The following is a 13,307-nucleotide window of genomic DNA, read 5'->3' on the forward strand; positions in this document are numbered from 1 at the left end:
ATAATTTTGGTTGATTTTTAGCCAAATGTATTAAAAAATTGCACGTAATTGTACACTACCTGTGTGTATCGTTTTAGAATTTTCACTTTTTCTACCTAAATAACTTAAATTTAAATTTAAAAACGAATTTAATTTTCTGTTGAAAAGAAGGTTCCAAGTATAATTTTTTCCTTCTTGCAAACCTTCTAACATTTGGTAGGCAACAGGTGTGTTCGTCTCACCTTTATAATCGTTTAGAAAGACATTTAAACCTGCGGATATCTGATTCTTTTTAGTGCCTAAATAAAAGTATTCAATTCCGAATTTATGTTGTTGTAGGCTTTCGAAATCTTCTAAGGTGTTTTCTTTGTTTTTAAAATGATAAAAGGCAGACAATCGGTTGTTTTGATTTTGTAAAAAACTTATTTTAGGTTGAAATTCATAAGTATCTATATTGTAATTTCTATTATCAAAATTTTCTGTAACTAAATTATTTGTAGATTTTTTTCCTAATAAATTAAAAACCCAAAATGTTGCAAATTTATGAACAAAATCTACTTGATGCATCTTAATTATGTTTTCTTGCGTTCCTATAAAATACAATTGCTTATTTCTTTGATTGCCATAAGTATAACTTGTACTATATTTTTGTAGATTTTTGTTATAATGTAAACTGTTTCTTAAACTATAATTAAGATCAATTAAATTATTTTTATCAAAATTAAAAGGATTAAAATTAAAAGAGTTGCCATTTCTAGCTTGTTCATTTTCGATGCTTAAAAAGCTTTCGTTTTTAAAATAAGAAACTAATTTTTTAAATCCTTTTTGCATTTTCCATTGACTAAAATTTAGGTTGATTGCTTGCCTGAATTTTGCTTTTTGTGTAGCAATAAAACGAATGTTCGGTTTTAAAATTCTTAAATAATTTGCTTGATCTTTAAATTCGGCAATTTCAAATTCATCAAAATCTTGCATACCATCATTGTTGTAATCGATCCAAGTATAAAAACCAAAACCAGGCTCTGTCTTAATATAAACGTATTCTTGCCTTGCAATATTACCAGAAGAGGTTTCGTACAGAGTGCTTAAGTTAACAAAGTTTTTAAATAATTTTTGATTGAAAAGAACTCTCGAATTTAAAGATTTTTCATCGTTAGTAAAAGCATTATTAGTAAGTCTGTAATTTGCATAAATAGCTAAATTTGTACTTTCATTTTTGATTAGCTTACTGTTTATATAAAAAGACTTTCTATTATTAATTTCGGTAAATGCGTTCGATTTAATACTGTCATTATTTCTATAATTAAAACCAAACTTTGCAAATACTTTTGTGGTGTCTCCTAAACCAAAATAGGTTTCAAACTCTTTAAATCTGTGGCTTGTATTTGCGTAGGTATTCGTTTCGGTAAGTTTTCTTTTATTAGTTTCTATATTAGTAAAAGCACCTAACCAACTTTTTTTAAACGAATGTTCTATAGTAGCTTTTGCTCTTAAAAATGTGTTATTTTCTAATGTAGATGTATTGTTTAGTAAACTAGCATTTACAAAAAAAGAGGTTTTTTTAAGTTTTATTTTAGATGCAAGAAGATGTTTATTACCGTTGTAAGTGTTTAAATAATTAAGATTTTTAAAACTATATAAAACGTAATCTTTATTTTTATTTTGAAGGTTTATTTCTGATTGAAAATAGTTTTTAGTTGCATTGTTTGTTAACAAATTCCAATCTCGATTAAACTCTATAGATTCCCAACGTTGTAACGTTTTAAAGTTTTGATGTGCGTATTCATGATTAAATTTACTTGTTAATTGCCAATCGCGATCTATTAAAATTTGTTCCCAACCAATTTTAGCAGCCAAACCTGTATTTTCGGCGTTATCTAAATTAGAAAATAAATTTGCATCATTATTACTGATAGCAATTTCTGAAGTGATTTTTGTTTTATTAGTAGAATCATAATCTGACTTTAAAACAAATATTTGCGATTTTGTTGGCGGAATTAATCTTGTTATTGGTGCAAAATCACCTTGATTTACGCCTACATAATTATAAATTGTACCAATAGCTGTAGTGCTTTCTATAGCATAATCTCCATTATTTGCACCAACATTGTTAAACGTAACAAAATACAATTCTTCATTTTCATCATCAGAATATTCAAAATTTTCTACAGCACCATTTATAACTTTTCTATATAGAATTTTATTTTCATCATAAGTGTCTAAATAAGTACTTTCAGCAAACATTAAATCTTCATTATTACCTGCATTTGCTAATATTTCTTTTTGATTATCTGTTAAAACTTGTTGTAAAGGTTGATTTTTAGCATCGTTTTCGCTGTAAAAAAAACTATTAATTTTTAATTTTTCGGTTTTATAATCAACAGATTCATAAGTAATAAAACGGGTGTAATTTCTATCAGAATATTGAAAATCTATTGTAATCCTCATATCATTAGTAATAGGATACGTGGTGTTAAAAGTAATTTCACCTAAATTATAGTCAATTTCATAATCTTTATTTTGGCCTCTTTCAATCTTAATTCCGTTTACATAAACCCTTTCGCTACCTGCAATTATAAGAATATTCGATTCGTTATTTGCGCCAATAACCTTATAAGGACCTTGATTTCCTTCATTACCAACAATAGAAAATGTTGTAAATTTTCCTCGAACAATTGCACCAGAAGCATCAACTTTTAAATTATCAGAAACATTGGCTTCAACTTCTAAACCGGAAACTTGTTTTGTAAAAGGAGCAAAGAAACTTTGATTATTGCTTAAGGATAAATCTCCGGCTTTTAGGCGCCAATCATCAGTAAACATTTCTATAAATATTCTATCAAAATCACTTATTTTTTGAGAATAACCGTTTTCTTGAATCGGAATGTTGGTATCCCAAATATTAGCTCTTAAAGTCACTCTTTCTGATAATTTACCAGAAATTTCTAAATCTAACGCAGCATTTGTAACCGTATTTTGGTTGTTACCAGATGTAATACCTCTAGATATAAAACCTTTGGTTTGCAAACCATCGAAAAGTTTAATTTCTGATGGTTTTTTATTAGTTGTTAGGCTGTAAAGTTTGCCTGTATAAGTGCTGTTGGGTACAATTAAGCTATCGTTGTAATTTGTGTATACTTTGGTTAAAAATGCAGGGTATCTAAAGTATTTAATAGTAATTTCTGAGTATTTTTTAGAATCTAAAATTAAAAGTGCTTTGTTAAAATCAACTTTATAATGAATAGTATCAATTACCTTTAGATCTTTATTTAAAACTTTAAACTTTTGCGGGTTAATTGCAATCGAATCAAATTTTATAGAATCGTTTTTAACATTAAATTTTATAGATCTATAATTGGTAGGAATAGTTTGTGCTTGGATAAAGTACCCAATCAATAAAAAGAAAAAAAAGAGATTTTTTTTAAACATTTACAAACTATACGTTGTTAACGTAAAAATAAGATTTTTAATATCTTACAAAGAAATTAAAATAACGATTGCTGTTTTACTGGGTTTTCGTGTGCCAATAACCATTTTTTTCTCCAAATTCCGCCAGCGTAACCTGTTAAAGAACCATTCGAACCAATTACACGATGACAAGGAATTACAATCCATAAAGGGTTTTTACCATTTGCAGAAGCAACAGCTCTAATAGCTTTTACATCGCCTAAAAATTTACTTTGTTGTAAGTAAGTTCTGGTTTTACCGTACGGAATATCTAATAAACTTTTCCATACCTTTTTCTGAAAACTGGTTCCTTTTGGGTTAACAGTTAAATTAAAACTAGCTCTTTTGCCATTAAAATACTCTTGCAGCTGTAAAACACAATCTTGTAAACATTCTGGTGTTTTTTGGTGCAGTAATTCCTGTGAAATTTCATCATCATTTAAGACAGAAACAGATTGTATGCCGTTTGTATCTCCAATAATTTTAGCAATACCAATTGGTGTTTTATAGTATGTGGTTTCTGTTTTTAACATTAGACACCAAATATGGCTTTAGAGTTTTGAGTTGTTATTTCAGAAATTTCTTTAAATGAAACTCCATAGATATCTACTAATTTATCAATAACATTTGTAATATAAGCACTTTCGTTTCTTTTACCTCGGTAAGGAGTTGGTGCTAAATAGGGCGCATCTGTTTCTAAAACGATGTGTTGTAAATCAATTTCATTTAAAAATTTATCAATTTTACCATTTTTAAAAGTAGCAACACCGCCAATACCTAATTTCATATTGTAAGAAATTGCTTTATCTGCTTGTTCTTTTGTACCTGTAAAACAATGAAAAATCCCCCTTAAATCATCACCCTTTTCTTCCTCTAAAATTTCGAAAATTTCATCAAAAGCATCTCTACAATGAATAACAATAGGTAGTTTTTTTTCTTTTGCCCACTTAATTTGAGTTCTAAAAGCTTCTTGTTGTTGTTTTAAAAAGCTTTTATCCCAATACAAATCGATGCCAATTTCTCCTATTGCGTAGAAATCTTTTTTATCAATCCATTCTTTAACATGTTGCAATTCTTCTAAATAATTTTCTTTTACAGAAGTAGGATGAAGGCCCATCATTAAGTAAACATCTAAAGGATATTCTTCTTCTAACTTTAACATACTTTCTGTATAACTAGAATCTATTGCAGGTATAAAAAACCTCGAAACGCCCACATCTTTTGCGCGTTGAATCATTTCTTTTTGATCTTCGTTAAACTGACTAGAATATAAATGCGTGTGCGTATCTGTAATCATTATTATTTCTGATAATTTTTAGCAAAATTACAAATTAATACAACGCTTAAGACTTGTTGTAAAACATTTTATAAAACGTACCTTTGCATAAAATTTTATAAGATGACTTTTGAAGATTTAGATTTATCAAATCAATTACAATATGCAATAGACGATTTGGGGTTTACAACACCAACACCAATTCAAGAACAAGCATTTTCTGTGGTTAGATCTGGTAAAGATGTTGTAGGTATTGCGCAAACAGGTACAGGTAAAACTTTTGCTTATATGTTGCCAATTCTTAGAGATTTAAAATTTTCGAAACAACAACATCCTAGAATCTTGGTTTTGGTACCAACAAGAGAATTGGTTTTGCAAGTTGTAGAAGAAATAGAAAAACTATCTAAATACATAAATACACGTGTTTTAGGAGTTTATGGGGGTACAAATATCAACACGCAAAAACAAGCAATTTTACAAGGGCAAGATATTATTGTTGCAACACCTGGTAGATTGTATGATTTGGCTTTAAGTAATGCTTTAAAGTTAAAATCTATTCAGAAATTGGTGATTGATGAGGTAGATGTAATGTTAGATTTAGGTTTTCGTTTTCAATTGATGAACATTTTTGATGTGATACCTGAAAGAAGACAAAACATATTGTTTTCTGCTACAATGACAGAAGATGTAGATGCTTTAATTTACGATTTCTTTAAAAATCCTACTAAAATATCTGTTGCAGTAAGCGGAACACCATTAGATAATATCGAACAGGTTTCTTACAATATACCTAACTTTTTTACTAAAGTTAATTTGTTACATCATCTTTTAAGAGATAAAGAAACGTACAATAAAGTATTAATATTTGTAGGTTTTAAAAGAACTGCAGATTTACTTTTTAAGCATTTAGAAGAGGTTTTTAACGATGAAATGTGTGTTATTCACTCTAATAAAACTCAGAATTACAGAATACGTTCGATAAGGCAGTTCGACGAAGGTAATAATAGAATATTATTAGCAACAGATGTAATGGCACGTGGTTTAGATTTTGATAATGTTTCTCATGTAATTAATTTTGATACACCAGATTTTCCAGAAAATTATATGCACAGAATTGGTAGAACTGGTCGTGCAGAAAAAGCGGGTAAAACGTTATTGTTTTCTACGGATAAAGAGCAAGAAGCTAAAGAGCAAATAGAAACTTTAATGGATTATACTATTCCGGTTTTAGAATTACCAGAAGAAGTAGAAATTTCTAAATTGTTAACAGAAGACGAGCGCCCAAGAGAAGACCAAGGTATTTCTAAAAACAGAACAGGTTTAGAATATGTTCCGGGGCCAGCATTTCATGAAAAAAGCGAAAAGAACAAGAAGGTAAATTTAGGTGGTTCTTACAGAAGAGAAATTGCTAAAAAATATAAAAAGCCTAAAACAAGAGGAGATAAAAATTACAACAAACGTAACAAGAAAAAATAATGCAAGTTTTAACAGCGCAAGAATTGCACAATTTGGCCATGAATATTGTTGGCGAAAAATTACAAGAAATGGGCTACGAGTTTCAAGCGATTAATAGTCAATTAAAAAGACATCCTCAATTTGTATTATTTAAAAAAGGAGAACCTACAATTTTTGTATTAGTAAAAGCTACAAAAAATCTTCAAAACCCTAACGAATACGATGTTTTATGGATGGAAACTTTTAAAAACCATGCAAGAAAACAAAATGCTAAAGTTTGGTTTGCTGGTGTAGGAATTGCAAATGCAGAAAGTGTAGAAAGTCCTGTTTTTAAAGACCAACCTTACTATGTTGCTTTTGATAATTTTGTAAAAGTATTAGAATAGATAAATGTATTATTCACAATAAAAAACGCCACAATTAATGTGGCGTTTTTTATGAATAAGAAGTTTTTTACTTACGGATTTGTAGACCATAAAGCAGCACTTTTTAGCATTGCTCTTCTTGGTAATTTTAATCCGCCCACAATTAATTCAGCAAAATCTTCTGGTTGTAAAACACTATCTTCAGAGTCTTTATTTGCAATACCTAATTCTACAGACATATCCGAAGCAATAGTACTTGGTGTTAATGTGCAAACTCTTATGTTGTTTTTTCTTACTTCTTTCATTAAAGATTCAGACATACCAATTACGGCAAATTTAGATGCAGAATAAGCAGAAACGTTAGCATTACCGTTTAATCCAGCTGTAGAAGCTACATTTATAATGTCTCCTTTATTCTTTTCTATTAAATAAGGTAAAACTTCTTTAGTTACATAATACATTCCCATAACATTGGTTTGTATGATTTGTTCCCAAGTTTGTACATTCATTTCTGTAAAAGAACCAAAAGCAGCAATACCTGCATTATTTACTAAAATATCTACGCCGTTTAATTGCTCTATCAGTAATTTTATTCCTTTTTGAACTTCTTTATAATTACCAACATCAAAAGCGGCATAAGTAGCTTTTACACCAATTTTTTCAATTTCTTTTACAGTTTCTTTTAATACAGATTCATTTCTTCCTGTAATTGCAATATCTACGCCTTCTTTTGCTAAAGCCAATGCTGTTGCTTTACCCAAGCCTCTGCTTCCGCCGGTAATTATTGCTTTTTTGTTTGATAAATTTTCCATTTTTCTATTTTTTTAAATTTGATAAAATAAAAAACCACTCAGAAATTGAGTGGTTTTAATATGTTAAAAGAACGATGTATTATTTAGCATCTTGCTCTAATAAATCAAAGAATTGATTTAATTTAGGCATGATAATAATTTTTGTTCTTCTGTTTTTTGATTTGTTTTCTGCTGAGTTGTTTGGTACTAAAGGAATGTACTGACTTCTACCTGCAGCAATTAATCTTTGTGGTTTTACACCATACTTATATTGTAATATTCTAGTAATAGAAGTTGCTCTTAAAGCAGATAAATCCCAGTTGTCTTGAATTAAATCTCTTTTTATTGGTGTAGAATCTGTATGACCTTCAATCATCACTTCCATTTGCGGCTGATCGTTTACAACTTTAGCAATTTTTTCTAAAACTGTGTAAGCACCATCAGTTACGTTATAACTACCACTCTTAAATAATAATTTATCAGAAATAGAAATAAATACAACTGTTTTTTCTACGTTAACCTCGATGTCTTTATCTTGAATACCTTCTGTTAAGTTTCTAGTTAAGTGATATTTTATAGCTAAGTTTAATGAGTCTTTTTGAGTCATCGCTTTTCTTACACCATTAATATACTTGTCTTTTTCACTTAATTGAGCAATAACAGTCTTAATATTATCTGAAGAAGATTGCGTTAAAACAGTTAAATTTTCAACTTGTTTTAAAGCCGTTTTCTTATCGTCTTTTAAATATTTAACCTGTTCTGTTAAAGCAAAAATTTTCCCTTCTTCTTTTTCCTTTTCAATTAAACATTTTTGTAAATTAGTTTTTACAGCTAATAATTCCTCTTCTGCTTTCGTTTTCTCTGCTTGTAACGCTACAAATTCTTTCTTAGAAACACAAGAACTAACTAAAATTGTAGATAATAAGATTAAAGATATTTTCTTCATTTTTTCTGCTTAATAATTTATTATTCGAACAAATTTAATAAAATCAAAGTACAAAAAGTACGATTAACAATTTTTTGTGAAAAATTATAGACTATTTTTGTTTTTATTAAACTTTTATTATGAAAAATTACCCATTTGTTATACTACTAATTTGTGCTTTATGCTTTTCTTCTTGTTCTAAAGAAACTATAAAGAAAAATTATACTTTTAAAGGAGCCGTATTTGGAACAACATACAAAATTACCTACTTAAATACAGATGAAAATTATAAAGAAAATATTGATAGTTTATTTCTTAAAATGAATAATTCTTTATCTACTTATATTTCAGATTCAGAAATTTCTAGAGTAAATAGAGATGAGGAAAATGTAGAGTTAGATCCTTATTTTATAGAGGTTTTTAAAAAGTCTAAAAGAATTTTTAAAGAAACTAATGGTTACTTCGATCCAACAGTTGGTAATTTGGTAAACGCTTGGGGTTTTGGGCCAAAGAAAACAAAATTAGATCTAACAGAGGCAGAGGTTGCCAAGGAAATGCAGTTTGTAGGTTTTGATAAATTACAATTAGAAAACTCGACAATTAAGAAAGAATTCCCCGGAATTTATTTAGATTTTAATTCAATTGCAAAAGGTTTTGGTATAGATGTAGTTGCTCGTTTTTTAGAAAGTAAAAATGTAAAAAGTTATTTAGTAGAAATTGGTGGAGAGATTAGAACAAAAGGTTTTAAAGAGGCAGATAAACCATGGTTGGTAAAATTAGTAGATCCAATAAATGCAGATGGTTCTGGTTTTAAAACTCTAAATCTATCTAATAAATCGATGGCAACATCTGGTAACTATAGAAAGTTTAGAATATCAGAATCTGGTAAAAAGTTTGTGCATACTGTTAATCCTAAAACTGGTTACGCACAAGAAAGTAATTTATTAAGTGCATCTGTAATTGCAGATTTAGATTGTGCAGATGTAGATGCGTATGCCACCGCATTTATGGCAATGGGATTAGAAAAAACAAAAAATTTCTTAAAGAAGAACAGTAAAATTAAAGCAATTTTATTGTACACAAATGAAAACGGAAATCTAGAAGAATACACCAATTATACCTACAAGTAGGTAGTGTTTTTCGGCTTAAAAATGACTATTTTTTTTTATATTGCACTCTAAAGTTCTCAATACCCAACATTTACTATGAAAAAACAATTGTTATCTATTTTTTTTGCTACTTTTTTTTGTAGCTTTTATGCCCAAAACAATTCAGAAATTGCCAACGTATATATAAATAGAGCCAATACTGCTATTGAAGAAAGTATAGATTATAAAGAAGCACTAGATCTTTTTGAAAAAGCCATGAAATACATGGATACCGTAACAAAACCTTCTGTTGCAGACCTAGGAGCAAGAATATACTACGAATTAAAAAATTACAGACAAGCTCAAAAATATTCGAAACAATATTTTTTACTAGCTAAAAATAAAAAATCTGAAACTTATCAGCAGCAATTAGAACTATTTGTTACTATTGATGAAGAATTGAAAGAGCAAATAGAAAGAGAAAGAATATTAGAAGAAGAGAGAATTAGGAAATCTAAAGAACTTAAAAGAATAGATTCTTTAAAATTTATTTGGAAAAAGACTTCTATGGATATGGCTTTAAAAGTAGATAGTGTTTACAATTTTAACGCTAACAATTATGCATTGTTTTCTAAAGAAGGTAAGTTTGGAGTTATAAATGATAAAGCAGAAATAATTTTAGAAGCCAAAGAATACACAAATGCAATTAATTTTGCGGGGTATTTTTTATTACTGAATAAATCTAAAGAGGCAACTAAAATTTATAGTTTTAATACAAATAGCGGTACAGGTATTTTATTACCAAATCCATCTGACTTTAACGCGCTTTCTACACATTTTGGTAAGGTAATGTTGCCAAGAGAAAACGGAAGGTTAATTACATATCCAAACAACTCATATGAACCTTTAGTTTTTGACTTAAATCAAGGTAAAATTGTTAAAATCTCTAATAAAGAAGATTTAATGAAAGATTTAAAAAAGAACGATGTTTTAAGAAAATATAATAAAGATGGTGAAGTAAAAGTAGATAAAGATTGGTATTTGTTTGGAGGTCATTTAGGTGGCGGAATTTACCCGCTATATGTAGAAGGAGATTATAATGTTAAAGCTTTTTTATGTTCTGTAGATGGTACAATGTTGTATGCTGATTCTAAGTACGATTATATTGGTTCTTTTCATGATAACAAAGCGCAAGCTGTAAAAGGAGATACTATTTCTTGGGTAAATCAAAACGGAACAAAAGTTTCAAAAGCTAAAGATAGTAAAGCAAATTATAAAGGAGATTCTAAAGTATTTAAAGTAGAAGATGGTGTTTATCAGATTCTTAAAAATGGAGTAATTATAAATGGAGATAAAAAACTAGAAAAATTACCAGAATATTTAAGGAAATTTCAGTAATCTCAATTATTTATAACATACGGGAAGAATTTCGTTCTTCATTAAACAAAATCGTTCTAGTTTTTCTGGAGCGATTTTTTTTGTATAATCAACTTCATCAACCTTAAAACCAATTGCACGCAGTTTATCAAAATAATCTCTTCCGTAAACCCTTACATGATCGTATTGACCAAATATTTTTGCACGTTCTTTTTTGTCTGTTATAGTATCGTCTTCAAAAGTTTTTTCTCTTGATAAATCTTGCGGAATTTGAAAAATACCAAAACCACCAGGTTTTAAAACTCTATACAGTTCTTGCATCGCTTTAGTGTCATCAGGAATGTGTTCTAAAACATGATTACAAAAAACAACATCAAATTCGTTATTTTTAAAAGGTAAATCACAAATATCTGCTTTTACATCGGCAATTGGAGATTCTAAATCTGATGTTAAATAATTTAGATTTTCTTGTTTTCTAAAGATATCTAAAAAACATTGTTCTGGTGCAATATGTAAAACGTTTATTTTTTTTGTTGAGGTAAAGAAATTAGTTTCATCTTTAAGAAAAAGCCACATTAAACGATGTCTTTCTAAAGAAAGTGTAGAAGGAGAAAGTGCATTTTCTCTCTGGTTTCCATATCCGTAAGGTAGAAATTTTTTAAAACTTCTACCATCAATAGGATCTGTAAAATTATCACCTTTTAAATACCAAGCTATAGTTGGTCTAACTAGATAGCTTGCTTTAATTAACCAAGGTCTAGGTATGGTGTTAAGTATGGTTTTAAATATAGACATTAACGTTTATTTACTGTCTAAATTCGTCTTCTTCTGTAGTTTCAATTCCTAAAGCTTCGTGTACATATTTAAATGTAGAAAGCAATTCTGGTTTTCCGTTTAGAATTGCAACATCGTGTTCAAAATGAGCAGATGGTTTGTCATCTAAAGTAGTAATTGTCCAACCATCAGAATGTTGTCTTATCTTTTGAGTTCCTAAATTTGTCATTGGTTCTATAGCTACAACCATTCCTTCTACAAACTTTTTTCCTCGTCCTCTTTTTCCGTAATTTGGCATTTCTGGGTCTTCGTGCATTTCTCTACCCAAACCATGACCAACAAGTTCTCTAACAACACCATAACCATGGTCTTCAGTAAATTTCTGAATCGCATAACCAACATCGCCAACTCTGTTACCAACTTTAAACTCTCTTATACCAACATACAAACTCTCTCTAGTTACGTCTAATAATTTTTTGGTTGCTGGTTCTATTTCGCCTACAGCAAAAGTGTATGCATGATCGCCATAAAAACCATTTTTTATTGCACCACAATCTATAGAAATAATATCGCCTTCTTTTAAAGGATCTTTATTTGGAATACCATGAACAACTTGAGAGTTCGGACTCATACAAAGCGTGTTCGGAAAATCATATAACCCTAAAAAACCAGGAATTGCACCTTCTGCTCTAATAAATTCTTCTGCTAATTTATCTAAATATAAAGTTGAAACACCAGGCTTAACTTCTTTGGCAAGCATACCTAATGTTTTAGAAACTACTAATGCACTTTCGCGCATAATTTCTATTTCTTCTTTGGTTTTAATCTTTATCATGTTAAAAAAATTGAACCACAAAGTTAGTATAATTTAAGTAATTTGTAGACTGATTTTGTTATTTGAAAAAAGAGAAAAAACCTTTTTTCTTTTTAGGTTCTGGTTCGTGGTTAAAAATTTGCTTGTAAACTTGTGTCCAACCAATAAAACCACCCACATTTCTATCGTCTATAAATATGTCGGCGTTAATTTTTCTACTGTATTTTTCGTCATAAATTTCTTCTGGATAACTTTTGTTAACAGCATAAAATTCAATTCCGTTTTCTTTACAAAAAGCCACGGCTTCAGTTAATCTAGAGCCACTTCTATATGTCCATAAGATTAACCTAAAACCTTCTGCTTGAAGTTTTCTTAAGGTTTCGAAAGCAAAAAGTTGTGTTTTTCCTATTTTAGGATAACCGTCTTCTACAATTGTACCGTCAAAATCTACAGCAATAATTAAATTATTGTTTTTCATTTATTTACTTCTGTCGTAAGAATGTTTATATGGTTTGTTTGTAACTATTTTAAGAATATCTTTTTCTAGAGTTTGTCTTGCATATTCTACATAACGCCCAACCTCCTTATCATTTTTATAAAAAATAAATGTTGGTACTCTTATAATATTAAAGCCTTCTTGTAAATTGTCTGGTGTTCTTTTAGAACGATTAACGGTGATAAGCTCTACATTTTTAAGGTTGAAATTTGCCATTTCTAGTATTTTAAAAAAACGCGGTGTTTCTCTTTTACTATCGCCACACCAAGTGCCCATAAAACCTTTAATTTTATATCCTTTTAAAGCACTTTTTAAAGCTTCTATAGTTGCTGCGTCTGGTTTGTAAGAGTCATAATTTTTTGTAAACCAAGCACTGTAAGGTGCTTGATTGAAAGATTCTTTGTTTGCAAAGCCAATTAAATTGCCTTTATTGTTTTTTTTAGCTGTAATTTCTTGTTGTGCACTGCAAGAACTTAATGCAATTACAAAAAATAAGAGTAAAATTTTTTTCATTGTATTT

The 13,307-nt window shown here is 29.0% G+C and carries 13 protein-coding genes; 4 read left to right on the forward strand and 9 right to left on the reverse strand.

Going from position 1 to position 13,307, the window contains the following annotated elements:
• Nucleotides 1-30 precede the first annotated feature (30 nt).
• The 3 genes from WG950_RS11265 to WG950_RS11275 are packed head-to-tail and all read right to left on the reverse strand — an operon-like array spanning nt 31 to nt 4,723.
• Entirely contained in the window at nt 31-3,408 is a 3,378-nt protein-coding gene (locus WG950_RS11265) for a hypothetical protein (RefSeq protein WP_340932423.1), read from the reverse strand.
• Nucleotides 3,409-3,464: 56 nt separating this feature from the next.
• Nucleotides 3,465-3,959, reverse strand: a complete 495-nt coding sequence (locus WG950_RS11270; RefSeq protein WP_340932426.1) for a methylated-DNA--[protein]-cysteine S-methyltransferase — start codon at nt 3,957-3,959, stop codon at nt 3,465-3,467.
• Complete coding sequence (locus WG950_RS11275) at nt 3,959-4,723, reverse strand: TatD family hydrolase (protein WP_340932428.1); 765 nt, start codon at nt 4,721-4,723, stop codon at nt 3,959-3,961. Before WG950_RS11275 ends, WG950_RS11270 begins: the two co-directional genes overlap by 1 nt.
• Nucleotides 4,724-4,825: 102 nt before the next feature.
• Between WG950_RS11275 and WG950_RS11280 the strand changes: the two genes are divergently transcribed.
• Together WG950_RS11280 and WG950_RS11285 are read left to right on the forward strand one after the other, a co-directional pair.
• The gene (locus WG950_RS11280) at nt 4,826-6,178 is read left to right on the forward strand and encodes a DEAD/DEAH box helicase (protein ID WP_079737376.1); all 1,353 of its coding nucleotides are present in this window, start codon (nt 4,826-4,828) and stop codon (nt 6,176-6,178) included.
• A complete protein-coding gene (locus tag WG950_RS11285; RefSeq protein WP_077810192.1) occupies nt 6,178-6,543 on the forward strand; it encodes a Na(+)-translocating NADH-quinone reductase subunit F in 366 nt (121 codons plus the stop codon). The genes WG950_RS11280 and WG950_RS11285 overlap by 1 nt, the downstream gene beginning before the upstream one ends.
• A gap of 71 nt (nt 6,544-6,614) precedes the next feature.
• Here the strand turns inward: WG950_RS11285 and WG950_RS11290 are convergent, their stop codons facing one another.
• Nucleotides 6,615-7,334, reverse strand: coding sequence for a 3-ketoacyl-ACP reductase (locus tag WG950_RS11290; RefSeq protein WP_340932430.1), 720 nt, complete (start codon nt 7,332-7,334; stop codon nt 6,615-6,617).
• Between the two features lie 79 nt (nt 7,335-7,413).
• On the reverse strand, nt 7,414-8,259 hold the full coding sequence (locus WG950_RS11295) for an OmpA/MotB family protein (protein WP_079737375.1): 846 nt from the start codon (nt 8,257-8,259) through the stop codon (nt 7,414-7,416).
• Nucleotides 8,260-8,378: 119 nt separating this feature from the next.
• On the opposite strand from WG950_RS11295, the gene WG950_RS11300 reads away from it, so the two are divergent.
• Both WG950_RS11300 and WG950_RS11305 read left to right on the forward strand, forming a co-directional pair.
• Nucleotides 8,379-9,368: an FAD:protein FMN transferase gene (locus tag WG950_RS11300; protein ID WP_340932436.1), complete on the forward strand. Its 990-nt coding sequence runs from the start codon at nt 8,379-8,381 to the stop codon at nt 9,366-9,368.
• Nucleotides 9,369-9,443: 75 nt separating this feature from the next.
• Entirely contained in the window at nt 9,444-10,724 is a 1,281-nt protein-coding gene (locus WG950_RS11305; protein WP_340932439.1) for a tetratricopeptide repeat protein, read from the forward strand.
• 6 nt (nt 10,725-10,730) lie between these two features.
• Here WG950_RS11305 and WG950_RS11310 read toward each other — a convergent pair whose 3' ends face one another.
• The 4 genes from WG950_RS11310 to WG950_RS11325 are packed head-to-tail and all read right to left on the reverse strand — an operon-like array spanning nt 10,731 to nt 13,300.
• Nucleotides 10,731-11,498 (reverse strand): methyltransferase domain-containing protein, encoded by a 768-nt coding sequence (locus WG950_RS11310; RefSeq protein ID WP_340932442.1) that lies wholly within the window; start codon nt 11,496-11,498, stop codon nt 10,731-10,733.
• 10 nt (nt 11,499-11,508) lie between these two features.
• Nucleotides 11,509-12,312 carry a type I methionyl aminopeptidase gene (map, locus tag WG950_RS11315; RefSeq protein WP_077810183.1) on the reverse strand — a complete coding sequence of 268 codons (804 nt, stop codon included), beginning with the start codon at nt 12,310-12,312 and terminating at the stop codon, nt 11,509-11,511.
• Between the two features lie 58 nt (nt 12,313-12,370).
• Nucleotides 12,371-12,769 (reverse strand): BT0820 family HAD-type phosphatase, encoded by a 399-nt coding sequence (locus tag WG950_RS11320; RefSeq protein ID WP_077810182.1) that lies wholly within the window; start codon nt 12,767-12,769, stop codon nt 12,371-12,373.
• Complete coding sequence (locus WG950_RS11325; RefSeq protein ID WP_340932449.1) at nt 12,770-13,300, reverse strand: thioredoxin family protein; 531 nt, start codon at nt 13,298-13,300, stop codon at nt 12,770-12,772.
• Between the last annotated feature and the right edge of the window lie 7 nt (nt 13,301-13,307).

Origin of the sequence: Polaribacter marinaquae, from assembly GCF_038019025.1 — a bacterium.
Taxonomy (GTDB): domain Bacteria; phylum Bacteroidota; class Bacteroidia; order Flavobacteriales; family Flavobacteriaceae; genus Polaribacter; species Polaribacter marinaquae.

What these genes read in the sequence shown, in the direction of transcription:
- WG950_RS11265 (WP_340932423.1), bottom strand. Translation starts at nt 3,408, where the DNA reads ATGTTTAAAAAAAATCTCTTTTTTTTCTTTTTATTGATTGGGTACTTT.
- WG950_RS11270 (WP_340932426.1), bottom strand. Translation starts at nt 3,959, where the DNA reads ATGTTAAAAACAGAAACCACATACTATAAAACACCAATTGGTATTGCT.
- WG950_RS11275 (WP_340932428.1), bottom strand. Translation starts at nt 4,723, where the DNA reads ATGATTACAGATACGCACACGCATTTATATTCTAGTCAGTTTAACGAA.
- WG950_RS11280 (WP_079737376.1), top strand. Translation starts at nt 4,826, where the DNA reads ATGACTTTTGAAGATTTAGATTTATCAAATCAATTACAATATGCAATA.
- WG950_RS11285 (WP_077810192.1), top strand. Translation starts at nt 6,178, where the DNA reads ATGCAAGTTTTAACAGCGCAAGAATTGCACAATTTGGCCATGAATATT.
- WG950_RS11290 (WP_340932430.1), bottom strand. Translation starts at nt 7,334, where the DNA reads ATGGAAAATTTATCAAACAAAAAAGCAATAATTACCGGCGGAAGCAGA.
- WG950_RS11295 (WP_079737375.1), bottom strand. Translation starts at nt 8,259, where the DNA reads ATGAAGAAAATATCTTTAATCTTATTATCTACAATTTTAGTTAGTTCT.
- WG950_RS11300 (WP_340932436.1), top strand. Translation starts at nt 8,379, where the DNA reads ATGAAAAATTACCCATTTGTTATACTACTAATTTGTGCTTTATGCTTT.
- WG950_RS11305 (WP_340932439.1), top strand. Translation starts at nt 9,444, where the DNA reads ATGAAAAAACAATTGTTATCTATTTTTTTTGCTACTTTTTTTTGTAGC.
- WG950_RS11310 (WP_340932442.1), bottom strand. Translation starts at nt 11,498, where the DNA reads ATGTCTATATTTAAAACCATACTTAACACCATACCTAGACCTTGGTTA.
- map (WP_077810183.1), bottom strand. Translation starts at nt 12,312, where the DNA reads ATGATAAAGATTAAAACCAAAGAAGAAATAGAAATTATGCGCGAAAGT.
- WG950_RS11320 (WP_077810182.1), bottom strand. Translation starts at nt 12,769, where the DNA reads ATGAAAAACAATAATTTAATTATTGCTGTAGATTTTGACGGTACAATT.
- WG950_RS11325 (WP_340932449.1), bottom strand. Translation starts at nt 13,300, where the DNA reads ATGAAAAAAATTTTACTCTTATTTTTTGTAATTGCATTAAGTTCTTGC.